This window comes from Nocardia coffeae, from assembly GCF_019890715.1.
Lineage (GTDB): Bacteria > Actinomycetota > Actinomycetes > Mycobacteriales > Mycobacteriaceae > Nocardia > Nocardia jiangxiensis.
The window spans coordinates 831,052-855,975 of sequence record NZ_JAINZY010000002.1 but is presented as its reverse complement, the minus strand read 5'-3'; the positions used below and the strand labels follow the sequence as shown (position 1 = coordinate 855,975).

The following is a 24,924-nucleotide window of genomic DNA, read 5'->3' as shown; positions in this document are numbered from 1 at the left end:
CGAGGATGGGCGGCGTGACCTCGATCGGGATCGCGGTGCGGGCGCGGGGTGGATGGCCATGGATGGTCATGGTCGTGCTGGCCGGTGTAGTGGTCTCGACGACGCTCATACCAGGCACGGCAAGTGCGAATCCTGGTGCGCATACGGAGTGGTCCGCCGTCTCGGATTCGTTCGCGCCGAACGACTTTCGAGCCGCCCCGTATCTGGGGAACGGGCGGATCGGCACGATGCTGCCGCCCAGCGGGGGCGGATATCACGATTACGGCGACACCGCGCGCACCTCGTTTCCATTGCAGCAGCCTCGATATACCGGCACCTACCTGGCCGGTTTCTATGCGCAAGCAGCTCCCTCACCGCAGTACACCCAGGCGATCGCGGCGTTACCGGCCTGGTCGGGACTCACCGTCGGGATCGCGGGCCACCGATATCGACCCGAGGTGGATCCGGCGGAGGTGCACGATTACCGGCAGACGGTGGATTACCGGACTGCCACGGCGACAACGCAAGTCGACTGGATCCCGGATTCCCGGCATCGGGTGCGACTGCGTTACGACACGTTCGTGTCCCGGGCGAGACCCGATCTGGCAGTGCAGCGGCTGACCCTCGCACCGGACTTCTCCGGAGATCTCGATGTCACCGACCTGATCGACACCGCGGCCGCGCGGCGGGTGTCCACGGTGGCAGCCTTCGCCGATCCGGCCCGCAAGCGCAGCGTCGCCGGAGTACGCGCGGACGGTTCGGCGGACACCGCATTCGTGGTCTCGACCGTCGACGCGCCCCGCAACACCGCCGCAGCCGCGCTGCCCGCCACCAGCGGGATCCGCTACACCACGCCGGTGACCGAGAGAGGCAGTTACACCTTCACCAAGTACGTCGGCATCTCCTCGACCGACTACGGTCCCGATCCGCAGGCCGCCGCCACCACCGCAGCCGAGTCCGGGCGTGCACAGGGCTACGACACCGAGCACGGCGCACACGCCGCCGCATGGAACAAGTTGTGGCAGAAAGGGATCGATATCCCCGGTCGCGAAGACTACACACGATGGATCCACGCGGCCCTGTATACGCTGCTCTCCAGCGTCCGGGCGGGCGAGCGATGGGCGGTGCAGCCCGCGGGACTGTCGTCCGACGACTACGCCGGTATGACGTTCTGGGACGCCGACACCTGGATCTTTCCGACGCTGCTGGCGCTGTACCCGGATCTCGCGCGCACGATAGTGGACTTCCGCAGCCGGGCCTTGCCGACCGCACTGGCCAACGCTCGCGGCTACGGGCTCCCGGGTGCGTTGTATCCGTGGAACGACGGCCCCGCCCAGCGGTGCGCCTCGCCGACGGTGTGCGGGCTCACCGAGGAACACCTGCACAACGAAATCGCCCTGGCCCAGTGGCAGTACTACATCGCCACCGGCGATCGGCAATGGCTGCGCGCCAGCGGTGCACCGGTGATCACCGCGATCGCCGACTATCTCACCGCCCGGGTGGGCCCGAAACTGCCCGACGGCAAATATCACTACGTGCCCTCGGCCGGCGCCGACGAGTACGTCCCACTCTCGGTCGACAACGCCCTCACCAACGGCGGCGTGATGAACACGATGCGCATCGCCGCCCGCGCGGCCGGATTGGCGGGACTACCGGTCGACCCGCGCTGGGCCGACATCGCCGCCACCATGGCCATGCCGCCCGACATCGCCCCCGGCGTACCCGCCGAATACCTCGGCTACGCGGGAGCGCCGATCAAGCAGGTGGACACCGTGCTGCTCAGCTACCCGTTCACCTACGCCGCACCCGGATACTCCCCCGTCGACACCCTGCACTTCTACTTCGACCGGACCGATCCCGATGGCCCGAATATGAGCAGTCCGGTCGGGGCGATCCTCAGCGCCGAATACGACCCGCGCCGCACCCAGTACTACTTGGACCGGTCGGTGCAGCCGTACGTGCGCGGCCCCTACAACTTCCAGTCCGAGGCACGCGGCGACCGCTCCGGCGCCAACGCGCTCGGTCAATCGGCTTGGATCTTCGTCACCGGCGCGGCAGGTTTCCTACAGGGATTGCTCTACGCCCCCACCGGCCTGCGCTGGAACGAGCCGAGTCCGCGACTGAACCCCATGCTGCCCAACGGATTTCCACACGGCATCACCATCCGCGGGCTCTCGGTGGGAGCGAGCGTCGTCGACGTCCGCATCGCCCCGGCCACCACGACGATCACCCTCACCTCCGGCGGCCCGATCACCTTCGACACCCCCGCGGGCTCACGAACCGTCATCACGGCACGACCGCTGCGGATACCTACTCGATCAGCCCGCTGACCGTTCGGCCAACGCACCGCGCGGCGCCGAATCACGTTGCGAGACCATGTGATCACCGAATTGTTCGATCGACGACTCGGACCGCACCGACCGCGCGGGCTGATCTTCGCAGGCGTGCAGCCACACGAACTCGTGCATTCCGGCCAGCCACAGCAGCACCCGATCCCGCGTCGGCCACACATACGTCGCGTCGGCCCCGGATACGACTTCCGGCCGCTCCACCCGGAACGTGCGGCCCTTCCAGACGAGTTCGCCCGACCCCGCGGCCATCAGGTTTCGGTACCAGTCGGTATTCGTGCCATACCCCAGGGGCAGCAGGAAGCCGTCATGGTAAGCATGCGCACCCAGTGGAGTGTGGTAAACCCTTCCGCTGCAACGCCCCACATGGGTCAGCAGTCCCGAGGACGATCGCTCGGTGCCGGAGATCGAACGGGTCGAGCCGTTGTATTTGTCCACCAGTTGCCGGAACAGACCGCGACCCAGCAACATGTCCCGGTACCGCCGCACGAACCTCGGCAACACCACCAGCCAGGCCAGCACCGCACCGGCTGCACCCGACACCACGACGAGAACCACACCGGCGAGCCGCTGTCCGCCGGATCCGCTGTCACCTTTCATGAGCGCCTCCTTCCCCACCAGCTCACACCGGGCGTCCGGCAACACACCAGAGACCAAGGTCATCGCCCCCGAGGCGACCGACACCGCCGGGCACGATCAGGACACCTACATCATCGATGTCCATGGCTGCTCCGCGGCAGGCGGCGCGGTGCCATCGCGGCCGGCATCCGGTTCGCAGATCACGTTGGTGATGACTTCGCCGAAGGCGTGCGGATCGGACATGAGCCAGATGTGCCCGCCGGGCACGGTGATGGCCCGCGGGTCACCGAGGGCCGTCTGCAACGACAACATGGTGGATTCGGGGATGACCGTGTCCCGCGTGCTCCACACCACGAAGATGGGCAGCCGACGTTCGGCGAGCGCGGCGAGTTCGGGGGCCAGATCGGCGCTTCGGGCGAGGTGGGCGACTTCCCAGACCGCCGCCGGGTTACGCAACATGTTCGGCACCGCGTCGCGCAGGATCACCGGCATGACCCGGGTCAGTTGACGGCCGACGAGCAGATCGGCCTGCAGGTGCAGGCCCCAGTCCCACAGCGGCCGTTCACGCAGCGCGCGCAGCACTCCCCGGCCGTCGGTCCACGCGGAGCCGCCGATGGAGTTCACGAGCACGAGCCGCCCGGCGAGGTCGGGCAGATCGTGGGCGGTCTCGATCGCGACGCCGCCACCGAAGGAGTGCCCGACCAGCGTCACCGGTCGGGTCAGTTCGATCGCGTCGACGAAATGGCCGACCCACCGCGCATACCCGGCCAGGTTTCGCTGCTCGGCCGGAAGGCTCGCGGTGCCGCCGAACCCGGGCAGCGCCGGGGCGTACACCCGCACTCCGATGCGGACGAGCTGTTCGAGCGGGCGGACATAGGCGCGTCCACCGACGCCCCAGCCGTGCAGGAACAGCACGAGCGGGCCGCGCCCGCCTACGGCGTATCGGGTGATACGGCCGTCGACCGGAATCGATCGCCAACGCAGTCCAGGAGAGCGAAGCTGTGCCGGCCGTTTGTTGTTCATGCCCACCACCGCATAGCGCCAGAATCGTCGGTGCCTTCCTCCCGCCGCAAGGGCGCAACGTCCGGTATGCCCGAGTAGGCCGCCTCTCGATCTCGGGACTTTCGGCGGCCTCGGGTCCTACTGCCCCGCGTACACGCTCTCCACGAACTCGGCGATCTCGTGGTCGCTCAGGTGCCGACCGATATCGGCCTCGCTGATCATGCCGACCAGCCTCTTACCTTCGATCACCGGGAGCCGTTTGATCTGGCGGACCTCGAGTTCGCGAAGAACGTCGTCGACACCGGCCTCGGCCTCGACCCACCGCGGGGTCCCCTCACACAGCTCGGAACAGATCGTCCGTGCCGGATCACGACCGATGGCAATGGCTTTCACCACGATGTCGCGATCGGTGACGATCCCGCACAGCCGATCGTTCTCATCGCTGATCGGTAGTGCGCCGATATCGAGTTCTCTCATCAACCGGGCGGCGTGCTCGAGTGTGTCCTGACGAGAAACCCACTGGGCACCCGGATGCATGATGTCCTTCGCTGTGGCCATGATGTGCCTCCTGCTCGAACGATGTGTACTCCACGATCACTCACTGCCTTCACCTGCATAAAGAGGACTAGGTCCCCGAACCTCCGCTGGTGGTGCATGGACCCCGACCAGCGCCTCCGACGGCTCGTCCCCGTCCTTGTCTTTCGGGCTGTCGTGTGGACATGTCGGCCGCTAATCAATAGATGCGCATATGTCGATACTGCTGTGCATAGGACCGACACCAACCAGGGATCACGGCCGCATTCGCCGACTCGCGGCTCGGGTTCTTTTGCTGTCGGTGGGTCTGGGTAGCGTCTCGTGCTGTGGAAACTGGGGAACGTATTCAAGAGCTCGCGGACCGCGTCGTGGCGCTGCGTGATGCCTACTACCAGGGCTCGCCGCTGGTCGCCGATGCCGAGTACGACGCGATCGAGGACGAGCTGCGCGGCTTGGTCGAGACGCACCCGGATCTGACGCCGGAGCCGAATCCGCTCGAGCAGGTCGGTGCGCCCGCGGTGTTGCACGCGCCGATCCGGCATTCCCGTCCGATGCTGTCGCTGGAGAAGGCCACCAAGCCCGAGCAGGTCGCGGCATTCTTCGAACGCTTCGCCGGTCAATCGGTGGTGGTGATGCCCAAGCTCGACGGATTGTCGCTGGCGCTGATCTTCGAGGACGGGCAACTGGTGCGCGCGGTCACTCGTGGTGACGGCACCACCGGTGACGACGTGACCATGCTGGTCCGCGCGTTGGTCGACGGTGTGCCGAGCCGGATTCCCGTAAAGGGGCGGGTGGAGGTGCGTGGCGAGGCGGTGATGCTGCGCTCGACCTTCCTGGCCTACAACGCCGCGCATCCGGACAAGCCGCTGATCAATCCGCGCAATGCCGCGGCGGGCACGCTGCGCGCGAAGGACCCGGCCACAGTCGCCGAACGGCGCCTACGGTTCTTCGGCTTCGATCTGGACACCTCCACCGACGACACGTCGGTCGACCTGGCGGAAGGGTTGCGGGCCTTGGGAATCGCGGGTGCGCAGATGCGCCTGTGCGCCGACGCCGAGCAGGCTCAGGCCGCGATCACAGCGATCGAGCAGGGACGCAACGACCTGGATTACGACATCGACGGCGCCGTGCTGCGACTGGCCGACCGCGACGCCTACGCCGCGGCCGGGACTCGGTCGAACTCCCCGCGTGGCGCGCTGGCGTTCAAGTTCGCCGCCGAGGAGAAGACCACGCTGCTGGCCGACGTGGTCTGGGATGTCGGCAAGACCGGCAAGATCGTCCCGGTCGCCTGGCTGGAACCGGTGTTCGTCGGCGGCACCACCGTCACCAAGGCGACGCTGGCCAACCAGGAAGTGATCCGCGCCCGCGACATCAAGATCGGTGACACCGTACTGGTCCGCCGCGCCGGCGACGTGATCCCGTTCGTGGCCGGCGTGCTCGACGCGTCCCGACGCACGGGCGAGGAACGCGAGATCGTGCCACCCACCGCTTGCCCCTCGTGCGGGCAACCGGTCACCGAACAGGGCAACAGCCGAGAGCTGTTCTGCACCAACGTTTCCTGCCCCGCCCAGACCGTGCGCAGGCTCATCCACTGGGCCTCCCGCGCCGCCGCGGACATCGACGCCATCGGGCAGGTGTGGATCGAACGCCTCGCCGAGGCAGGCATCCTGGAACGCCCCTCGGACTTCTACACGCTCACCGCCGAACGCCTGCTCGAATTCGACCGCATCGGGGAAGTCTCGGCCACTCGCATGATCGACTCCATCGACGCCAGTCGTCAGGTCGGCCTGCGCCGTGCGCTGATCGGGCTGGCCATCCCGATGGCCTCCGACGGCACCGCAGCCCGCCTGGCCCGAGCCGGATTCCGAACTCTCGAAGAGGTCGCCGACGCCGACGAGGAACAACTCGTCGGGGTGGAGGACATCGGACCGAAGGTCGCGGCGTCCCTCATCGAGCACCTCACCCGCCTTCGCCCCGAACTCGACAGGCTGCGAGAGCTGGGTGTCTCGCTGGACGTCCGCGAAGAGGATCTGCCGCCCGTGGTCGCGGCCGGCGCACCGCTGGAAGGTAAGACGGTGGTGATCACCGGCGCGATCAGCGACCCTCGTTCCGGCGAGAAGGTCCCCCGCCCCACATTTCAACGCCTCTGTGAGAAAGCCGGGGCAACAGCTGCCTCCTCGGTGTCGGCCAACACCGACCTCCTCATCACCGGCGCGGGAGTCGGCGACAGCAAACTCGCGAAGGCCGAGAAACTCGGTGTCGAGGTCATCGACCAGAACGAGATCTGGAATCTGTTGATCAGCGCCAACGTCATCTAGGTCCGGTCCGGTAATCCGTTCTGCGCGTTGGCGTTATCGTCGACGCCGCCTGCCTCCTGCACTAACCTCGGCAACGTGCCGACGTCCTTTCCCCCGATCGACCCGTACGCCGACGGTCTGCTCGACGTCGGCGAGGGAAACCAGGTGTACTGGTGCACCAGCGGCAACCCCGCCGGGCGCCCTGCGCTGGTGGTGCACGGCGGGCCGGGCAGCGGGAGCAGCCCGGGGCCGCGGAAGTCGTTCGATCCGAACATCTTCCGGATCGTGCAGTTCGATCAGCGCGGTTGCGGACGCAGCATTCCGAGCGCCGCCGACCTGGGCACCGATATGGCCGTGAACACCACCGAGCACCTGATCGCGGATATGGAGCGGCTGCGCACGCACCTCGGCATCGACCGCTGGCTGCTGTACGGCGGATCCTGGGGTTCGACGCTCGTCCTCGCTTACGCCGAGCGGTACCCGGAGCGGGTCACCGGGATCGTGCTGGTCGGCATCACCACCACCCGCCGACGCGAGATCGATTGGCTGTACCGGGGTCTCGCACGGCTGCTGCCCGCCGAGTGGGAGCGGTTCCGGGACGTGCTGACCGGCGACCGCGACCTGGTCGAGGGCTACCGGCAGTTGCTGGAACACCCGGACCCGGTGGTACGCCACAACGCCGCGGTCGAGTGGTGTCGCTGGGAGGACGCGGTGATCGCGCACGAATCCCTGGGTAGCCCAGGGCAGTACAGCGCCAAGCCGGACACCGCCATGCTCGCCTTCGTCCGGATCTGCACGCACTACTTCGCACACGCGGCGTGGCTCGACGAAGGCGTACTGCTGCGCGAGGCCGGGCGGCTGGCCCGGATCCCCGGCGAACTGATCCACGGCCGCCTCGATCTCAGCGCACCGCTCGAAACCGCCTGGGAACTCACGAAAGCCTGGCCGGACGCGCGCCTGCACGTCATCGACGACTCCGGCCACACCGGCAGCCCCGCCATGGGTGCGGCACTCGCCCGCGCCATCGGCCGCTTCGCGCAGTCCGATACCGATCGGATCGGTTAGGTCCGGTCCGGCGCGTCCTCGACCGGAAACAGGATGGGGCTGAGCAGATATCGCCCTCGCCCCGGGGCCGGCTCGTTCTCCATGCGGGGCACGATGACTCGGCGCAAGTCCAGGATGAGCTGTTCCAGCTCCTCGTGGTCCAGCCACAGCGCATGCTGCCGGTAGCCCACCAGATCCTCTGCCGGATCGGCATTCTCATGGTCGAGATAGGACATGAACTCCGAGGTCAGCACGGCCATCGCGGTGACGAAGACCCGCCGATGGTCCTCGACCGTGGCCTTGGCGACCTCCTCGGCGCCGATCACCGCCCGCTCCGCACACAACCGATAGTGCCGTTCGACCGCGCCGCGCACCCGCCGCTCCTGTGCGACCTCCAGGATTCCCGCCGCGGCCAGTGCCTCGACGTGCCGGTACACCATCGCCTTCGACACCCCGGGCAGCACAGCGCACAGCTCGGCCGTGGTCAGGGTGCGACTACCGCGCAACGCGTGCACGATTCGCATCCGGGCAGGGTGCGCGACGAGTTCCAGGGCATCCACTTCTCAATGTTCTCACATCCTGATACCGTTCTCATATAACGAGAAAGGTTGAACCGATGGATATGCGGACCGACCCGGCAACCGTGGCGACGACCGTGGTGACAATGCTGCGCGAAGGGCGCTTCGACGACCTCGAGGAACTGTTCGCACCCGCGCTGGCGGCAGCGGTGTCCGCCGACACCGTCCGGACCGGGTGGGCCGCCGAGACCGCGAAAACCGGTGCGATACGCACCCTCGGCGAAGTGACCACCACGCCGGTGGATGACCAGCTCACCCGAGCAGTCGTGCCGGTGCACTGCGAGAACGGCGGACTCGAGGTACGTCTCGGGATCGACGCGGCGGGTCGGCTGCACGGCCTGCGGCTCGCGCCACTGACCGAATCGCATTGGATGCCACCGCGTTACGCGACGCCGCGCCGGTTCACCGAACAGGAGATCACGCTGGAGTGCGGACCGCTGACGGTCCCGGGCACGCTGACCATGCCTCGGGGTGGCCGCCGTCGGCCAGGCGTGGTGCTGATCGCCTCCGGAGCCAACGATCGCGACGTGACCTGGGGGCCGAACAAGCCGTTCAAGGACCTCGCGTGGGGCCTGGCCAGCCGCGGTATCGCGGTGGTGCGGTTCGACAAGGTGACCCATGTGCACACCCGCATGCAGCATGAACCCGGCTTCACCATGATCCAGGAGTATCTGCCGAATGCGATTGCCGCCGTACGGCTATTGCAGCAGCAGCCCGGAGTCGACCCCGCCCGGGTCTTCGTCGCGGGCCACAGCGGCGGCGGTAAGGCCGCGGTCCGCGTCGCAGCAGCCGAATCCTCGATCGCGGGCGTGGTGATGCTGGCCGCGGATGCGGTCCCGCTCCCCCGCGCCGCGGCGCGCATATTCGACTACGTCGCCGGCCATGGCCCGGCTGCGGATATGTCGGCAACACTCGTGGGCACCGCCGAGACGATCGCGCGTACCGAAGATCCGGACCTGTCACTCGAAACCCCCAGCGCGGAACTACTTTTCGGCTGGCCCGCGTCCTACTGGCTGGACCTGCGCGAGTTCGATCAGGTAGCCACCGCCGCGGACCTGGACCGGCCGATCCTGGTGCTGCAAGGCGGTCGTGACTATCAGGTCACCGAAGCCGACGACCTGGCGAGGTGGCAGGCAGGACTGGACGCGAAGCCCGACGTATTCATCCAGGTTTTCCCGGCCGACGACCACATGTTCTTCCCGGGCAGCGGGCCCTCTCGTCCAGCAGATTTGCAGGCACCACAACATGTCGATCCGGCGGTGGTGGCTGCTATCGCGGATTGGCTGGTCCCCGAATCGAGTCAGGGACCGTTGTCCCGATTGCTGGGTCGCCTAGGCATGTGACCACGCGACCTGCCGCCGACAATACGGCGGCGCAACCGAACTGGTTCATCACCGCCTCCAAGTCTCCAAAGATACTGCCGGACAGCGTCATCCGTGATCCCCTCCCACCGGATGTCACCTCCCCCGACCGTCACCTCCCCCGACCGTCAACTCCCCCGACCGTCAACTCCCCCGGCCATCGACTCCCGGCCATCGACTCCCCCGGCCATCGACTCCCCGACCGTCGACTCCCCGGCGGTCGCCTCCGCCCCCGGCAGCCGCCGACCCCGCGGCGTCGCAAAACTTCGCCGCAGCCCGCGTCTTCGTCTTCGAGCACCTGCTGTACCTGAAACGATCGAGGCCGATCACAATCCATTCTCGGACAAAGGGTTCGGCGGCAACAGACTGTCGATCACACGGCGTAGTTTCTCGACGCTGCCGGATTCATCGAGCCGTAGAGCAGTATTGGTGGCGTTGAGGGCGGCGTCGAGCTGGAAGACGGTCAGGTCGATGTCGATCCCCGCAGGCGGGTAGGCCGCGGCGGCGCGTGCGAGTTGTCCGGCCAGGACGTCGAGCCAGGCACGGCGTTGTCCCATCAGTGCGTCGCGAACCGGTCCGGGACGACTGTCGAACTCCGGCAGATTGGCGTTCCAGAAGCAACCGCCGGGGAACAGTGGCTGCGCGACGTACGCAATCCAGTGTTCGAGCAGGGCACGCAGCCGCGGCACCCCCTCCGTCTCTTGCTGTGCTGGGCGGATGACCGCGTCGATGAACACCGTGTGCGCCGTGTCGACCGTACTCAACTGCAGATTCTGCTTGGTGCCGAACAGTGTCTGGATCCCCGCTTTGCTGATCTGCAGGTCATCGGCGAGACGTCCGAAGCTGAGCCAGCCGAGACCGTCCAGCGAGGCGACGTCGACCGCGTGCCGGGTGATGATCTGCCGTGACCGCGCTCCCCGCAGCCGGCGCCGATCACTGCCCGAGTCCGGTTGGGGCGGTGCGTGTTCTGTCATCGAGCGCCCCTCACAGCACTTGCTCGACGTGGTAGGCGACGCCACCATCCACCAGGTATCCCGTGCCGACCGCGACGACGTCGTTGAGCCAGGCGTAGCGGGTGGATCCGGTTTCGAACAGCGGGTTCGTACGGAAGTAGTACCGCGCAGGGTCTATCCGGCGCCGAGTGGCCGGGTCGGCCATCTCGGCGCGAAGGTCCGCAGGGATCACCCAGCGGCCCTGGTAGGTCATGTGCACCAGCTCGCCATCGTCGGTGCGCAACGTCAGACGGACATCGAGCAACATCGTGCCGTCGGGGCGGAACAGTGCCCAGTCACCGCCGCCTGCGACCACCTCGCCGCGCAGGCGCGGACCCTCGAAAGATCCGCCCGCCGCACCGTAGAGCACACGTCGCCCCAGCGGGCCGTCACCGAATTCCAATGGCGCGTTCAGGTCGACGACGATATCGAAAAGTGCTGCGGTCCTGATTGTTTCGACGGACTTGATACGCGTATCGGTGCTCATCCCCGGACTCCTTCCAGCTCGGTGGCGCCAAACAGGGTGTGCCGCACCGCGTCGGTGGACACCCCGGACTGGGCACACAGGACGGACAGGTCGAAGAAGAACTGTTCGCCGGCGATCAGGTCGTCGGCGAAGGTGAAGGTGATGAACACCGGCAGTTCGGCTCGCGCCCCATTCGGGGTGACGCCGAATCTGTTGCCGGTCATGGTCATTCGAGCTGTGCCCCAGCAGACGAGCGTCTCGCCGTCGTCTGCGTGACCGGTCAGCTCGACCTGATAATCCGGAAAGGACGCGAAGAACCGCGTCAGAGCCCGCTCGTTCTCCGCCGGACCGCGAGCCGTGGTCCCGAATGCCGGACTCCGCAACACCATGTCCGGGTGCAGCAGTCGCAGCGCAACGGGCAGATCCTGCCTGCTCTTGGCCACAGCCAAAGCCTGGGCCAGCTCGAACATCCGGTCACTGTCCATGGTCATCCCCTGGTAGCTCGTCCTGTCGGGAGGTAACACCCGACAGAACAAAGCATACATACGATCGTATGTATTACGGGTTCAGATGCCCGTCAGACGAATTCGTCGAGGTCCACGGAGTGCAGGAACCGGGTCAGCATGGCGGTCACCGCGGCGGGTTGTTCCAGCGTGCTGGTGTGCCCGCAATCGGGGATGAGATGGCACTGCGCGCCGGGGATCAGATCGGCGATGCGCCGGGAGCGGTCGGGCGGGGTGGCGCGGTCGTCGGCGCCGACCGCGACCAGGGTCGGCATCGCGATCGTGGCGATCTCGTCCTCGACCGACTCGCGATCGGCCACTCCGAGCACGGCGCGGCGCACACCGGCTCGATCGCATCGGGCCAGTCGTGCGGCCCACTCGTCGAGCACGGGTTTGCGCGACCGGTCCGCGCGCATGGACGGACCGAACAGGTGCGGTGCGATCAGTCCGCGGATCGGCCGCACACCGAACCACCGCAGCGCACGGGCGAGGCGCTTGTATTCACCGATCTTCGCGGCCTCCTCGGGCCCGGCGCTGGTGTCCAGCAGAGTCAGCGAGCGCAGCAGCGCGCCGTGGCGGGCGGCGAGTCGCAATCCGACGAAACCGCCCATCGATAAGCCCACCCAGTGCACGCGCTCCAGGTTCAGTGCGCGGATCATTGCCAGCGCGTCGTCGGCGAGGGTGTCCATGTCGTAGCCGTCGGCAGTGGCCGGGGTGTCGCCCTGACCTCGCCAATCGATGCTCACGCATCGGTAGTGCTCACGCAGCGCCTCGATCTGCGGCCCGAACATCCAGCCGCCGAACAACAATCCGTGTCCGAAGACGATCGTCGCGGCGTCGGGACGGCCGGGCGGGACGCCGGTGTCGGTGTACGCGATCGACACGTCGTCGATGGCCATGATGGGCATGATCTCCTCGTTTCCCGTCCGCGGCATCCCGCGGCGACTACACCGTCACCGACAGCAGCGCCGGTCCGCGCACATTGATCCGGCCGTTCCAGCGCACCTCGTCCACTTCGGCGGACGGGAAGCGGGAAACAAAGAGCGGGAACATGATTCGCGCCTGTATCCGGACCAGCGCCGCGCCGAGACAGTGGTGAATACCCGCGCCGAAGGTCACACTGCGGGGGGCATCGGGCCGGTCCAGGCGCAGCAGGTCCGCGTCCGAGCCCCAGAACTCGGGATCGCGATTGGCCGCGGCCAGACAGGCCACCACCCAGGCTCCGGCCGGAATCTCGGTGTCGCACACGCGCACCGGAGTCACCGTGACCCGTCGCATGAGGTGCACCGGAGTGTCGTAGCGCAGCAGTTCCTCCACCGCGTTCGCGCTCAGTCCCGGGTCCTCGCGCAGCCGACGAGCCTGATCGGGGTGCTGCAGCAGTGCCAGGATGCCTGCGGCGAGGTGGTTCACCGTCGTCTCGTGTCCGGCGATGTAGAGCAGCATGACCTGCGCCACCAGTTCGTCCTCGCCGAGCACATCGCCCTCGTGCTCCGCGGTGATGAGTGCGGTGAGCACGTCGTCACCGGGATTGTCGCGTTTCCAGCGGACCAGATCGGCCACCATCGCGCGCAACTCGGCATCGGCGGCCCGGATCCTGGTCTGCAGGGCCGGATCGGCGAGCGGTTCCAGCGCGAGCACCAGGACCGCGGTCAGTTCGCGCAACCGGGCGCTCTCCAGCACCGGGATGCCCAACAGTTCGGAGATGATCGTGAAGGGCAGCGGAAAGGCCAGTTCCGCAACGATATCCGCCTGTCCGGCCGACGCGATCCGGTCCAGCGCGTCGGCCACGTGTGCGGCCACCCGCAGCTGCAGTGCATCCACGGCCCGGGGCGTGAAGGCCTTGGCGACCAGCCGCCGCAGGCGGGTGTGATCGGGCGGATCCTGATCCAGCATCGACAGCCCGCCCATGATGCGGTTCGCCTTGCCGAGCCGGGCGCTGTCACTCTTCCAGGCTGGGAGGCGGGTGAGGTGCTGTTCGTCCACCGACTGGGTGGACGAACGTTGCAGCGCGAGCACATCCGCGTACCGGGACACCAGCCAGAAACCGAGGGGATGTTCGTGCGCGGGACTCTCGACGCGTAGCCGGGCGTAATGCGGATAGGGATCGGCGGTGAAGTCGGCGGCGAACGGATCGAACACGAATGCCTCGGTCATGACAGCTCCCGGGTCAGGCTGTGGCCAGTTTCACGTTTCGCATGGTGACAAGCGCTGTGGCACAGAGAGTTTCACCCTCCGGTTCGACGGAGAAGACCTCCGCCGCCGCGACGGTCAGCAGTGCGCCCGGATTGACCACTCGGCCGCGCGCCACCACCGTCGCCCCCTTGGCCGGTGCGAGGATCTTCACCGTGTAGTCGATGGTCATATTCACCCAGCCGGGCCGCAGCAGAGTTCCGGCCGCCGAACCGGCCGCGAAATCCGCCAGCGAACCGAGCACTCCGCCTTGGAAGTACCCGTCGTGCTGGGTCAGTTCCGGGCGATGCGGTTGCACGATCTCGACGCGGCCCGGCGCGATCTCGCCGAAGTCGAATCCGAGATGCCGGGCGGCGGGCATGCTGAGCACCACCGCTCGCACCGTCTGCTCGAAATCCGGATTGAGCGCTTCCCAGGTCGGCACGATGATAGCCCTTCGCTGCGATTCGGTGGATTCCTGCCGCTGCGGCCAAATCTCGAATTCAGCGGCCAGATAGTGCCGGCGCGCCGCCGCTCGCATGATCTTTCCACTGCTGGTCTTCTGCAACCGGCTCGGCAGCGTCAGCACCAGATCGCCGATCGAGAGGTCGTGTTCGCGCAGTACCGCGGCCCGGATCGCGCCGAGCACATCGGCGGGTTCGGCGCCCTCGACGTGCTCGCGCCGCAGTTCCTGGACCACCACCAGCCGGTCGGTCTCGGCGCCGGGCACCGCGAAGGCGGCGCATCCGCCGGGCCGCAGGGCGGGATGCGCGGCCTGCACGGTGAGTTCGATGTCCTGCGGATAGATATTGCGGCCGCGGATGATCACGACGTCCTTGAGCCGCCCCACCACGTACAGTTCCTCGTCCAGCAGCAGGCCCAGATCTCCGGTGCGCAGGAAATCTCGGCCGGGATCGTCGGCGCAGCGGGCGCGAAAGGTTTCGGCGGTGGCCGCCTCGCGTTCCCAATAGCCTTGTGCGACATTGTCTCCCGACACCCAGATCTCGCCGACCCGATCCGGCGGGCAGACCTGCCCGGTGTCCGGGTCCACAATGCGCAGCACTTCGCCGTCCGGCGCGCGCCCAGAGGCGACCAGGGTGCGGGACCGCTCCCCCGCCGGGGCGTAGCGCCGTTGCGCGAGCGCGTCGGGATCGACCTCGAGGGTGCGTGCGCCGCGGCCCTTCACACTGCCGGCGGCCAGCAGGGTGGCCTCCGCCAGGCCGTAGCAGGGATACAGGGCCTCGGCCCGGAATCCGTACGGGGCGAACGCTTGCGCGAATCGGCTCAGGGTCTGCGCGCGGATCGGTTCGGCGCCGTTGAAGGCAACCTGCCAGCTGCTCAGATCCAGGCCGGGTTCCGGTTCGGCCCCCGCGGCCAGGCGCGCGACACAGGCGTCGAAGGCGAAATTCGGACCGCCGCTGGTGTGTCCGCGATACCGGGAGATCGCCGACAGCCACAGGAACGGTCGCCGGATGAACGTGGTCGGAGCCATCTGCACACCGGTCGCGCCAACGTACAGCGGTTGCAGCGCATTGCCGATCAGACCCTGATCGTGGAAGAACGGCGCCCAGCCGACCAGCGTCGAATCGCGGTCGTGGCCGAAGGAGCGGCGGATCATCTCCTCGTTGGCGATCAGATTGCGGTGCGTGACCATCACGCCCTTGGGCGTGGCGGTCGACCCCGAGGTGTATTGCAGGAACGCGATCGAATCCGGTTGCGCGGCAACGATCGGAGCGGTGTCGACGGCAGGCAGCAGGTCCACGCCGATCCAGTGCTCCGCTGGGCACCACGGGTCGGGTTGGGCGCGCAACAGGTCGACTCCGGCCGCGAGGGTGAGTACCGCGGCCGGGCGGCAGTCCCGCACGATGGATCGCGTCGCCTCCGGAATTCCGTTGCGGCGCGGCGGATTCAGCGGCACTGCCACGATTCCCGCGTACAGGCAGCCGAAGTAGGCGACGAGGAATTCGGGGCATTGCGGGAAGATCAGGAGTGCGCGGTCGCCGGGCGAGCATCGAGCGCCCAGTTCGGCGGCCACCGCCAGCGCACGGCGGTGCAGGTCCCGGTAGCTCAGAACGGCGCTCTCCGTACCGTTCTCGTCCAGGAAGACGTAGGCGGTGCGGTCGGGCTCCTGCGCCGCGCGCCGGGCCAGGATGTCGGAGAGCAGCTCGCTGTCGGTGCTCAGCACGTCGGAAGTCACGGCACTGCCTCCTCGAGGTCGTCTGCGCGCCGCGCCCGGCTCAGCGATTCGGTGATGATCGCCGCGATCGCGGTGCGGTGCTGCTGGTGGAACAGGTGGTCGCCGGAGAACTCGTGGATGGCGAACCGGCCGTTGGTCAAGGGTTCGTAGCGCAACCAGGATCGCGCGGTGGTCATGCCGCCCTCCGCACCGTCACCGGCAACCCGGTCAGCCCGCGCACGATGAAACTGTGGTCCTGCCACTGCCATTCGTCGCTCAGCAGGGCCACGCTCGCCGAATGCCGGTACAGGAATTCGAACGCCACCTGCGCCTGTAGTTCGGCCAGCAGGCCGCCCAGGCAGCCGTGCATCCCGTGACCGAACCCCAGATGGCCGCTCGCATCCCGGGTGAGGTCGAATTCGTCGGGCCGGTCGAACGATCCGGGATCGCGATTGGCCGCGCCCAGGCATACCAGCACCTGATCACCGGCGTGCAGCAGCTCTCCGCCGATCTCGACGTCGCGGGTGGCCAGTCGTTTGGTCAGTTGCAGGGGGCAGTCGTAGCGCAGCGCCTCGGTGACCGCGGCGTTCACCAGTTCCGGGCGTGCCCGCAGCAGCGCGTCCTGGGCGGGATGGCGCAGCAGTGCGAGCAGGCCGTTGCCGATCAATGATTTCGTGGTCTCGTTACCGGCGACGAAGCACATGATGCAGACGAAGATCAGTTCCTCGTCGGCGAGCCGGTCCCCGCCCGCGGTGTGCGCGGCCAGCAGACGGCTGATCAGGTCGTCGCCGGGCCGCAGGCGGCGCTCGGCGATCACCTCCGACAACGCCGCGGCGAACAGTTCCACGACCTCGTGCACCCGTGCGAAGTCGGCCGCTTTCATCATGCCCGGCTCGAGCAGGAATCGGATGTCGTGAGTCCAGGGCCCGACCTGCGCGCGCAACTCCGGCGGCAGCGCCATCCATTCGCACAGCACCGTGATCGGTAGCGGCGCAGCAAGATCCGCGATCACGTCGAACTGCCCGGCGGCCCAGGACGGTTCCATCAACCGCGCGGTGACGGCGCTCACCAGCGGCCGCAGTTCGGCCACCGCGCGGGCGGTGAACACGCGGTTGACGAGTCCGCGCAAACGCGCATGGTCCGGATTGTCAGTGAACACAAGGGATTTGCGGCCCAACCGGCCGATCCGGTCCACCTCGCCCTGCCCGAGCCGCGCGGCTTGTTCGTCCACCAGCCGCGGGATCAGGCTCGCGCTGAACGAACGGTCGTGCAGCACCGCGCGTACGTCGGCGTGCCGGGTCAGGACCCACATGCCCAGCGTCCGGTGCACCGGATGCGACTCGCGCAGTTGCCGATACATCGGATACGGGTCGCGGCGGAACTCCGCACCGAACGGATTGAACCGGACCCGGCCGGGCGAGACGGTCATCGCGGCTGCCCGGCGCGATCGGCGAAATACTTGCCCGTATAGGGCTGCAGCACGATCCGGTACAGCGCGATCTTGCCCATCCGGAATCCCAGCGCCGACTGCGCCAGATAGCGCCGATACCGATCCACCGTCTCGGCACCGACCAGTTCCGTTGCCCGCGTGCGGTTTTCCCGCAACCGCGCCGCCCACTGCGCGCAGGTCCACGCGTAGTCCGACCGGCCGTTGCTCATCGAGCGGATCTCGAAGATGCCCTCGGCGGCGGCGAGGATCTGGGCCGGTGTCGGCAGGTCGGCGTCCGGGAAGATCTCCTGCTGAATGAAGCTGCTGGCCTGCTCGCGAGACATGTTGGCGTAGGCGATGGTCTGTAGCGACAACGTCCCGGAATCGGTCAGCCAGTCCCGGCAGCGGGCGAAGAAGTCCCGGTAGACCCGGATCTTCGCGGCATCGGAATCATCCGGGCGGGCGAAGTGCTCGAAGGCGCCGATCGAGACGATGCCGTCGAAGCGGGTGTCCGGCTCGTAGTGCAGCCAGTTCTCGGTGCGCACCTCGACTCCCGCAAGCTCCTGCGCGCGAACGTAGTCCGCTTGTTCCGGGCTCAGCGTGAGACCGACCGAGCGGTCCACCCGGTGCCGTTGCGACAGTTCCCGCAGGATCGCTCCCCAGCCGCACCCGATGTCGAGCACGGCATCGGCCCGGTAGGCGTCGATCGCGTCGAGGTGGTACCGGAGTTTGCGCTGCTGGGCGATCTCGAGGGTGTCGTCGGGATGTTCGCGCAGCGCGCAGGAGTAGCTGAGCGTGGGATCCAGCCAGAGCCGGTAGAAGTCGTTGCCGACGTCGTAGTGGTGCCGGATCGCGGCCGCCGCGGCGGTCGCCCGGTCGGCGCCGGTCGAGGCGACCATGGCTAGGCCACGCTCCGGGTGCTCTGCTCGTGCAGATAGGTGGCGACGGCGTTCAGGTTGGGGTGCTCGTAGAGGTCCTCGGGCGACAGGTCGATCCCGTAGCGGTCCTCGACCTCGATCAGCAGGGCGACGGCCAGCGCCGAGTCGACACCGATCCGGTCGAAGTCCGCGGCCGGGTCGATGGTCCGCGCGGGCACCTCGAGCAGATCGGCCAGGTACTCCTGGCACCAGGCGACGATGGCATCCTTACTGGTATCCACGATGGTATTTCCTTACGCTGCTGCGGCATTGCCGCCGACGGTGGATTTTGCGGAGAGTCGTTTGGCCGCCATGCGTTCGTCGGAGGGCAGTTCGAGATCCCAGGCGAGCCCGAGCAACGCCAGGGTCTTGATGAGCCAGTACCCCGGATCGAGGCGGTACCAATGCAGTCCGAAGGACGGCGAGGTGGGAAAGGCGTGGTGATTGTTGTGCCAGGATTCCCCGAAGGTCAGCAAGGCGAAGATGCCGCCGTTGTGGCTGTTCTCCCGCGATTCGTAGGCGCGAGTGCCGAACATGTGCAGGAAAGAGTTGATCGCCCAGACGGTGTGTTCGAGCAGGAACATGCGCGCGAATCCGCCCCACAGCAGTCCGGCGACCGCGCCGGTCCAGCTCATCGTGAGCAGTCCGCCCAGCGCGGTGGGGATCAGCAGGCCCAGGCCCACCCACCAGTAGTAGAGCCTGGCGACCCGGACCAGTCGGCGGTCCTTGATCAGGTCGGGCGCGTAGTGCACGACGTTGGGATACTCGTGTCGGCGCATCCAGAGGAAGTGCGAGTGCATCAGCCCGCGCAGGCGTCCGGACCAGCCCGCACCGGACAGGTTGGGTGAGTGCGGATCTCCCGGACGGTCGCTGTACTCGTGGTGCCGCCGGTGCAGCGCCACCCAGGACACCACCGCACCCTGACCCGCCATCGACCCCATGACCGCCAGCACCGACGCCACCCACGGCGTGGCCTTGAAAGTGCGGTGTGTGAACAGGCGGTGGTAACCGGCTGTCACTCCCAGGCCGGTTACCACCCACATCCCGAACAGCAGCGCGAATTCGACGATCCCGAACGGTCGCACGAACAGAAAAGCAACCGCGCCGACCATCCCGAATATCGGCAGCACATCGAACAGCAGAAAATGCCTGCGCTGCAACCGGTGGATATACGGGCTGTCGATCGTCTTGCGGCGCGGCGCGGGTTTTCCGGTCTCGTCCCCGGACTCCGGGGAACGGTCCGGCTCATGGTCTGTGGTCATCTGTATCCAACACCTTCGCGAATACCGGATCCGGTTGTCTCCCGGACGATTTCGAGATTAGCGTTGGTTCGGCCGCGCCCCGGCCCCGTGCGCCTCTACCGATCGGCGGATCGGAATTGCTTATCGGCTACTTGCGTCCGACGCCGGCCCAGAACGAGACCTTGGCATCCATCTCCCGCAGCGATTCGTCGCCGTCGGCCGACTGTAGGCCGGGCCGCCAGCGGTGTGAGCCGGTGATTCCCGGGTCGATCACGTCGAGCTCCTCGAAGAAGCGGGTGAATTCGTCGTGCGTGCGAGCTTGCAGGCTCAGCCCGTTTCCCCGGTATGCCTCGACGATTCCGGCCACCTGGACGGGGTTGAAGTCCGGGCTCAGGTGCGTCATGACCAGGAACGAACCCGGCGCCAGCGCGTCCAGCAGAGTCCTGACGATGCCGTAGGCGTCGTGCTCGTCGTCCTGCACGAAATGCAGCAGAGCGATCAGGCTCAGCGCCACCGGCTCGTTCAGATCCAGCACCCGGCCCAGTTCGGGTGCGGCCAGGATGGCGGCGGGTTGGGTGACGTCGGACTGGATATACGCGGTTGCTCCCTGCGGTGTGCCGACCATCAGCGCTCGGGCGTGCGTCAATACCAGCGGGTCGTAATCGACGTAGACGACGCGGGCATCCGGTGTCACCTCCTGGGCGACCTGATGCAGATTCGGCTGCGTCGGAATGCCGGTGCCGATGTCCAGAAACTGACGCACCCCCTGCTCGGCCGCCAGGTAGCGGGTCGCGCGGCGCATGAACGCCCGGTTCACTCGCGCGCAGAGCTTGATCGTGGGGAACGCCTTCTCGACCTGCTCGGCGGCGGCGCGGTCGCAGTGGAAATTATCCTTGCCGCCCAAGTAGTAGTCGTACATGCGCGCACTGTGCGCCTTCTTCGCCTCGACCGGTCCACCTTCGGCGGGGGCCTGCGGACCGTCGTACCCGATTGTGTTGTCAGCCATGGTTGTACCGACTCCTTTCCCGGTGCCACCCTAGCCCGGCGCGGTCGAAGAAGCGTGGAATCCGCAGTCCGCCAACCATTTCGCCACAGCTTCGACATGTGGATTCGGTCCCGAAACCGGGCAATTCAGGCGCGCAGCCGGACCGGAAGGGACAGCGGGCCGCGCATCGAGACCGAGTTCCGGAACGACGGTGCGGGGTCCAGCAGTTCGAAATCGGGTGCGCGGCACAGGAGTTCGGTGAACAGGACCTCGCTTTGCAGTCTGGCCAGCGGCGCGCCGACACAGAAGTGCGGTCCGTGACTGAAGGCGAGATGGCGTGGTGTGCCGCGACCGGGCGCGAATCTGAGCACATCGAGCGAGTCGGGGTCGGTGAACGCCTCGGGATCCCGGTTGGCCGAGCCGACGAGCAGGATCAGACCTGTCCCCCGCGGCAACGTCCGCCCGGCGAACTCGACCTCGCGCAGGGCGACGCGGGTCGGGAACGGCACCGGGGTGTCGAAGCGGAGAAACTCTTCCACCGCGTGCCGAGCGGATTCCGGTTCGGCCCTGAGGATTTCGCGTTGGTCGGGATGGCGGGCGAGGGCCAGCAGGCCGGTCGCGATGAGGTTCATCGTGGTCTCGTGCCCGGCGATCAGCAGGAGTACCGCCATGTCGACGAGTTCGCTCAACTCGAGCGCGGTCCGGGTCGCGAGTGTGGAGAGCAGATCCGCGCCCGGCTCGGCGCGGCGGCGTTCGATGAGGTCGGCGAAGTATTCGGCGAACGCCCCCACCGCATCGACGCGAGCGTGCTTCTCTTCGTCGGACAGCAGTGCGTCCGGGTCCAGGCCGCGGCTGATCGCGGCGGCCCACACGCCGAACCGCGCGTGATCGGCTGTCGGAACGCCGAGCATCGTGCAGATCGTGTTCAGCGGCAACGGGTATGCGACATCGGTGACGAAATCGACCTCCCCGGCCGCCACGGCGCGGTCGAGCAGTGTGGCGGCGGTCTCGGTGATCCGCTCGCGCAGTGCGGCGATCGCGCGGGCGGTGAAGGCCGGAGCCACCGAGGCGCGCAGTCGCGTGTGCTCGGGCGGGTCCATCAGCAGGAACGAGCCGGGCAGCGTCCGCGGATCGACACCGGGCCGGAACGGGTTGATCCCGGAGAAGTAGCCGTGTCCGAACGCCGGGTCGCCGAACACCGCGTCGCAATCGGTGTAGTGCGGCACGAGATGGATGCCGGGCCGGAATTCGTGCAGCCTGCCCACCGCCCGCAACGATCGGTAGGCAGGTGCCGGGTCGGCGCGGAGTTCCGGGGAGAACGGGTCCAGTACGCCGGTCATCGCACAGCCCCTTCGACGGCCCGCGAGTGCGTCGGAACACGCGGAATCCGCATCTGCGGCGACGCCGGGGACCGGCCGTCGGGCACGAACGATCCTTCCGGTGGACGCGATGTGACCGCGGACGTCTGTGCTGAATTCACGTTTCGCAGCTCAACACCGTGCGGTGGCGAATTCATGAACGGCCCGCGAATTGCCTTCTGTCATTGTGTAGTTCGATGACGCCATAGGATGCGCCCGACAGGGTTCGCCCGGGATGCGCCGTCGGTCGACGATTCGGTGGGTGAATTCCGATTCCCCGCATGCCGTCGTTCTGGGCGCAGGTATCGCAGGATTACTCGCCGCCATCGTCCTCGCCGAACACTTCCCACGCGTCACCGTGCTCGAGCGCGACACCTTCGCAGACAGCCAGGCGCGCCGAGGGGTCCCGCAGGCCCGGCATCTGCACGGTCTGATGGAGGGTGGCCGCGCCGTCATCGAAACGCTCTGTCCCGGACTGACCGAGGAGATCGTGGCCGCCGGTGCGCCGACCACCGAGGTGCTGGCCGGATCCCGGTGGTATCTGAGCGGGCTGCGCGCCGCACCGACCGAGACCGGACTCGTCACCCTGCTCGCCAGCCGGCCGCTGCTGGAGTGGGGATTGCGGCGGCGCGCGGCCGCGCTACCCGGGGTGAGGTTCCGGGAAAGCGTTGCCGCACATGGCCTCGTCGCCGTGGCGGGCCGGATCACCGGAGTGCTGGTGAGCGAGTCCGGCGGCCACGCGCAGGCCGTGGCCGCCGACCTGGTCGTCGACTGCACCGGGCGGGCATCGCGCGCACCCGAGTGGCTGCGGGCCGTGGGTGCGGACGTGCCCGAGCAGGACAGCGTGGTCATCGACCTGGGCTATTCCTCGCGCACCTACCGGCACCGGCCCGAACACCTCGACGGCCAGCTCGGCGTGGTCGTATCGACGATGGCCGGTCGTCGCGGCGGCGGGGCGATCGTGGTCGAGGGCGACAAGTGGCATGTCACCCTGGGCGGGATGCTCGGGGATCACCCGCCGACCGACCACGACGGGTTCACCGCATTCGCCGCGACGCTTCCGGTGCCCGACATCCACCGCATCGTCACCGACGCCGAACCGTTGAGTGATCCTGTGCCACATCGTTTTCGTGGCTCGGTCCGCAGGTATTTCGAACGCCTCCCGGCGCATCCGCAGGGATTCCTCGTGCTCGGCGATTCGCTGTGCAGTTTCAATCCGCTCTACGCGCAGGGCATGACCGTGGCTGCGCAGCAGGCGCTCACCCTGCGCGCGTGCCTGCGAGAAGGGATCGCGGAATTGCCGACGCGGTTCTATACCGGTGCCGCACGTCATGTCGATGTCGCGTGGCGAATGTCCACCGGCGCCGATTTGAATCATCCGGGCGTGGTCGGTCGTCGAACGCCTCGAATCCGCCTGCTGAATTCGTATATCGGACGTGCGCATCGTGCGGCACACGTCGATCCGATCGTCTCGCGCGCATTCATGCGGGTCGCCAATCTCGTCGACCCGCCCGAGACCCTGCTGAGTCCCGGGACGGTCGCGAGAATTCTGTGGCACGGTCGCGGGGTGCGGCCCGAGGGCTCGCCGCTTCGCGCGCAATGACAGCCCGTTCCGGCCGGGCCGGGTGGCTCCGGCCGGAGGGCTCGATCAGGCCGCGGTGAACCGGACGGGCAGCGACTCCAGCCCGCGGATCACCACATTCGGTTTGTACGAAGGCGTCTCGGTGAGTACCTCGAGCTGCTTCACCCGGCGCAGCAGCACATCCAGCAGCACTTCCATCTCCAGCAGCGCCAACGGTGCGCCGAGGCAGTAGTGGATGCCGAGGCTGAAGCCCAGATGCTTCTTCGCCGGACGCATCGGATCGGAGTACCGCGCCACATCGACCTTGTCCGGGTCGGTGTACGCGGCGTCGTCGCGATTGGCCGAATTGATCAGCACCACAACGCCTTCGCCGGTCTCGAATTCATGGCCCGCCACCGTGATCGGCCGGGTCGCAGCGCGGGTGGTGACCTGCACCGACGGCTCCAGCCGCAGCAGTTCGTCGGGCGCGTACTCGGTCAGCTCCGGGCGCCGGCGCATCAGCTCCAGCTGATCGGGATTGCGCAGCAACTGCAACATGCCGGTGCCGACCAGGTTCGCGGTCGTCTCGTGACCGGCGACGAAGGTGGTGATGCAGGTGGCCAGCAGTTCCTGTTCGGTGAGCACGTCGCCACGATCCTCCACCTGCGACAGCACGCTGAGCAGATCGTCGGCCGGGCGGCGGCGACGCTCGTCCAGCAGCTCGCGGAAGTACCCCATGAACCCGCGCGCCGCGACGCTGCGGGCACTCAACGCCTCAGGCGGCAGCGTGTAGTCGTGGTCGAATCCGCGCGCCAGATCCTGCGACCAGCGATGCACCTGGGCGTACGCCTCCCGCGGCACGCCGATCAGCTCGGCGGCGATCGTCAGCGGCAGCGGGTAGGCGATCATGTCGACCAGATCGAATTCGCCTGCGGCCAGGGCGTTGTCGACCAGCTGTTCGGTCACCTCGGTGATCCGGGGCCGCAGCCGGGTCACCATGCGCGGGGTGAAACCCTTGGTGACCAGGTTGCGCAGCCGGGTGTGGTCCGGCGGCTCCATCCACAGGAACGAGGTCGGCAACTCCTCCGCCGCATCCTGCGCGGAGATGGTGGGGTGCATCATTCCGGCTTCCTCGGCGTGACTCCACGCCGTGGTGGACAGCACCGCGCTGCAGTCCTCGTAACGAGTGATCACCTTGTGGCCCAACGGGGTGTTGTGCAGCGGGCCCGCCTCGCGCAGCACCCGGCCCGGGGTGTACGGGTCGGCGCGTCCGGCCGGGCCGAACAAGTGCTCGATTGCGGTGGCGATCGCCGGATCCTCCCCGGCGACGGTGGTGGTCGGTGCTGCCAGGTCCATCTCGGATTCCTCCTGATCGGTGGCAGACCGGCTCCGGTGCCGGATCTGC

General features: G+C 67.6%; 23 protein-coding genes. 5 read left to right on the top strand and 18 right to left on the bottom strand.

Translation table 11 applies throughout. The annotated features are described in order from the left end of the window. Positions 1-14: 14 nt before the first annotated feature. On the top strand, positions 15-2,309 hold the full coding sequence (locus tag K7711_RS13020; RefSeq protein ID WP_222968966.1) for a glycoside hydrolase family 65 protein: 2,295 nt from the start codon (positions 15-17) through the stop codon (positions 2,307-2,309). On the opposite strand, the gene K7711_RS13015 is transcribed toward K7711_RS13020, so the two are convergent. From K7711_RS13015 to K7711_RS13005, 3 genes are all read right to left on the bottom strand, one after another. After that, positions 2,298-2,927 (bottom strand): nitroreductase family deazaflavin-dependent oxidoreductase, encoded by a 630-nt coding sequence (locus K7711_RS13015; protein ID WP_222968964.1) that lies wholly within the window; start codon positions 2,925-2,927, stop codon positions 2,298-2,300. The two genes, K7711_RS13020 and K7711_RS13015, sit on opposite strands and share 12 nt — an antisense overlap. 105 nt (positions 2,928-3,032) lie before the next feature. Next, on the bottom strand, positions 3,033-3,929 hold the full coding sequence (locus tag K7711_RS13010) for an alpha/beta fold hydrolase (RefSeq protein ID WP_222968962.1): 897 nt from the start codon (positions 3,927-3,929) through the stop codon (positions 3,033-3,035). A gap of 117 nt (positions 3,930-4,046) precedes the next feature. Next, positions 4,047-4,466, bottom strand: coding sequence for a CBS domain-containing protein (locus K7711_RS13005; RefSeq protein WP_222968960.1), 420 nt, complete (start codon positions 4,464-4,466; stop codon positions 4,047-4,049). A gap of 302 nt (positions 4,467-4,768) precedes the next feature. On the opposite strand from K7711_RS13005, the gene ligA reads away from it, so the two are divergent. Continuing rightward, the gene (gene ligA, locus K7711_RS13000; RefSeq protein ID WP_222968958.1) at positions 4,769-6,760 is read left to right on the top strand and encodes an NAD-dependent DNA ligase LigA; all 1,992 of its coding nucleotides are present in this window, start codon (positions 4,769-4,771) and stop codon (positions 6,758-6,760) included. Between the two features lie 75 nt (positions 6,761-6,835). After that, the gene (gene pip / locus K7711_RS12995) at positions 6,836-7,804 is read left to right on the top strand and encodes a prolyl aminopeptidase (RefSeq protein ID WP_222968956.1); all 969 of its coding nucleotides are present in this window, start codon (positions 6,836-6,838) and stop codon (positions 7,802-7,804) included. Here pip and K7711_RS12990 read toward each other — a convergent pair. Then, complete coding sequence (locus K7711_RS12990) at positions 7,801-8,343, bottom strand: helix-turn-helix domain-containing protein (RefSeq protein ID WP_222968954.1); 543 nt, start codon at positions 8,341-8,343, stop codon at positions 7,801-7,803. The two genes, pip and K7711_RS12990, sit on opposite strands and share 4 nt — an antisense overlap. A 56-nt stretch (positions 8,344-8,399) precedes the next feature. Between K7711_RS12990 and K7711_RS12985 the strand changes: the two genes are divergently transcribed. After that, positions 8,400-9,704, top strand: a complete 1,305-nt coding sequence (locus K7711_RS12985) for an alpha/beta hydrolase (RefSeq protein WP_235747027.1) — start codon at positions 8,400-8,402, stop codon at positions 9,702-9,704. Positions 9,705-10,048: 344 nt separating this feature from the next. Here the strand turns inward: K7711_RS12985 and K7711_RS12980 are convergent, their stop codons facing one another. The 13 genes from K7711_RS12980 to K7711_RS12920 all read right to left on the bottom strand — a co-directional run bounded on the left by K7711_RS12980 (position 10,049) and on the right by K7711_RS12920 (position 21,940). Continuing rightward, the gene (locus tag K7711_RS12980) at positions 10,049-10,696 is read right to left on the bottom strand and encodes a TetR/AcrR family transcriptional regulator (RefSeq protein WP_222968952.1); all 648 of its coding nucleotides are present in this window, start codon (positions 10,694-10,696) and stop codon (positions 10,049-10,051) included. A gap of 10 nt (positions 10,697-10,706) precedes the next feature. Then, complete coding sequence (locus tag K7711_RS12975) at positions 10,707-11,201, bottom strand: DUF3237 domain-containing protein (protein ID WP_222968949.1); 495 nt, start codon at positions 11,199-11,201, stop codon at positions 10,707-10,709. Then, positions 11,198-11,671: an ester cyclase gene (locus K7711_RS12970; RefSeq protein WP_222968946.1), complete on the bottom strand. Its 474-nt coding sequence runs from the start codon at positions 11,669-11,671 to the stop codon at positions 11,198-11,200. Before K7711_RS12970 ends, K7711_RS12975 begins: the two co-directional genes overlap by 4 nt. 86 nt (positions 11,672-11,757) lie before the next feature. After that, on the bottom strand, positions 11,758-12,591 hold the full coding sequence (locus K7711_RS12965; protein WP_222968944.1) for an alpha/beta fold hydrolase: 834 nt from the start codon (positions 12,589-12,591) through the stop codon (positions 11,758-11,760). Between the two features lie 37 nt (positions 12,592-12,628). Continuing rightward, on the bottom strand, positions 12,629-13,837 hold the full coding sequence (locus K7711_RS12960; protein WP_222968942.1) for a cytochrome P450: 1,209 nt from the start codon (positions 13,835-13,837) through the stop codon (positions 12,629-12,631). Between the two features lie 13 nt (positions 13,838-13,850). Further along, a complete protein-coding gene (locus tag K7711_RS12955; RefSeq protein WP_308014677.1) occupies positions 13,851-16,049 on the bottom strand; it encodes an AMP-binding protein in 2,199 nt (732 codons plus the stop codon). Beyond that, complete coding sequence (locus tag K7711_RS12950; RefSeq protein WP_222968939.1) at positions 16,046-16,225, bottom strand: hypothetical protein; 180 nt, start codon at positions 16,223-16,225, stop codon at positions 16,046-16,048. The genes K7711_RS12955 and K7711_RS12950 overlap by 4 nt, the downstream gene beginning before the upstream one ends. Then, positions 16,222-17,457 carry a cytochrome P450 gene (locus K7711_RS12945; RefSeq protein ID WP_222968937.1) on the bottom strand — a complete coding sequence of 412 codons (1,236 nt, stop codon included), beginning with the start codon at positions 17,455-17,457 and terminating at the stop codon, positions 16,222-16,224. The genes K7711_RS12950 and K7711_RS12945 overlap by 4 nt, the downstream gene beginning before the upstream one ends. Next, entirely contained in the window at positions 17,454-18,356 is a 903-nt protein-coding gene (locus K7711_RS12940; RefSeq protein ID WP_222968935.1) for an SAM-dependent methyltransferase, read from the bottom strand. Before K7711_RS12940 ends, K7711_RS12945 begins: the two co-directional genes overlap by 4 nt. A 2-nt stretch (positions 18,357-18,358) precedes the next feature. Beyond that, a complete protein-coding gene (locus tag K7711_RS12935; RefSeq protein WP_222968933.1) occupies positions 18,359-18,616 on the bottom strand; it encodes an acyl carrier protein in 258 nt (85 codons plus the stop codon). 12 nt (positions 18,617-18,628) lie between these two features. Next, complete coding sequence (locus K7711_RS12930; protein WP_222968931.1) at positions 18,629-19,636, bottom strand: acyl-CoA desaturase; 1,008 nt, start codon at positions 19,634-19,636, stop codon at positions 18,629-18,631. A 127-nt stretch (positions 19,637-19,763) separates the two neighbouring features. Continuing rightward, positions 19,764-20,621 carry an SAM-dependent methyltransferase gene (locus K7711_RS12925; protein WP_222968929.1) on the bottom strand — a complete coding sequence of 286 codons (858 nt, stop codon included), beginning with the start codon at positions 20,619-20,621 and terminating at the stop codon, positions 19,764-19,766. 125 nt (positions 20,622-20,746) lie between these two features. Next, positions 20,747-21,940, bottom strand: coding sequence for a cytochrome P450 (locus tag K7711_RS12920; RefSeq protein WP_222968926.1), 1,194 nt, complete (start codon positions 21,938-21,940; stop codon positions 20,747-20,749). A gap of 280 nt (positions 21,941-22,220) precedes the next feature. On the opposite strand from K7711_RS12920, the gene K7711_RS12915 reads away from it, so the two are divergent. Then, positions 22,221-23,561, top strand: coding sequence for an NAD(P)/FAD-dependent oxidoreductase (locus tag K7711_RS12915; RefSeq protein ID WP_222968924.1), 1,341 nt, complete (start codon positions 22,221-22,223; stop codon positions 23,559-23,561). A gap of 45 nt (positions 23,562-23,606) precedes the next feature. Here K7711_RS12915 and K7711_RS12910 read toward each other — a convergent pair whose 3' ends face one another. Continuing rightward, positions 23,607-24,875 carry a cytochrome P450 gene (locus K7711_RS12910; protein ID WP_222968922.1) on the bottom strand — a complete coding sequence of 423 codons (1,269 nt, stop codon included), beginning with the start codon at positions 24,873-24,875 and terminating at the stop codon, positions 23,607-23,609. Positions 24,876-24,924: the final 49 nt, after the last annotated feature.

Coding starts and splice junctions, on each gene's coding strand:
- K7711_RS12980 (WP_222968952.1), bottom strand. CDS start 10,696: ATGACAGAACACGCACCGCCCCAACCGGACTCGGGCAGTGATCGGCGC.
- K7711_RS12930 (WP_222968931.1), bottom strand. CDS start 19,636: ATGACCACAGACCATGAGCCGGACCGTTCCCCGGAGTCCGGGGACGAG.
- K7711_RS12945 (WP_222968937.1), bottom strand. CDS start 17,457: ATGACCGTCTCGCCCGGCCGGGTCCGGTTCAATCCGTTCGGTGCGGAG.
- K7711_RS12960 (WP_222968942.1), bottom strand. CDS start 13,837: ATGACCGAGGCATTCGTGTTCGATCCGTTCGCCGCCGACTTCACCGCC.
- K7711_RS12965 (WP_222968944.1), bottom strand. CDS start 12,591: ATGCCCATCATGGCCATCGACGACGTGTCGATCGCGTACACCGACACC.
- K7711_RS13010 (WP_222968962.1), bottom strand. CDS start 3,929: ATGAACAACAAACGGCCGGCACAGCTTCGCTCTCCTGGACTGCGTTGG.
- K7711_RS12940 (WP_222968935.1), bottom strand. CDS start 18,356: ATGGTCGCCTCGACCGGCGCCGACCGGGCGACCGCCGCGGCGGCCGCG.
- K7711_RS12985 (WP_235747027.1), top strand. CDS start 8,400: ATGGATATGCGGACCGACCCGGCAACCGTGGCGACGACCGTGGTGACA.
- K7711_RS13015 (WP_222968964.1), bottom strand. CDS start 2,927: ATGAAAGGTGACAGCGGATCCGGCGGACAGCGGCTCGCCGGTGTGGTT.
- K7711_RS12925 (WP_222968929.1), bottom strand. CDS start 20,621: ATGGCTGACAACACAATCGGGTACGACGGTCCGCAGGCCCCCGCCGAA.
- K7711_RS12910 (WP_222968922.1), bottom strand. CDS start 24,875: ATGGACCTGGCAGCACCGACCACCACCGTCGCCGGGGAGGATCCGGCG.
- K7711_RS12970 (WP_222968946.1), bottom strand. CDS start 11,671: ATGACCATGGACAGTGACCGGATGTTCGAGCTGGCCCAGGCTTTGGCT.
- K7711_RS12975 (WP_222968949.1), bottom strand. CDS start 11,201: ATGAGCACCGATACGCGTATCAAGTCCGTCGAAACAATCAGGACCGCA.
- K7711_RS12920 (WP_222968926.1), bottom strand. CDS start 21,940: ATGACCGGCGTACTGGACCCGTTCTCCCCGGAACTCCGCGCCGACCCG.
- K7711_RS13005 (WP_222968960.1), bottom strand. CDS start 4,466: ATGGCCACAGCGAAGGACATCATGCATCCGGGTGCCCAGTGGGTTTCT.
- K7711_RS12950 (WP_222968939.1), bottom strand. CDS start 16,225: ATGACCACCGCGCGATCCTGGTTGCGCTACGAACCCTTGACCAACGGC.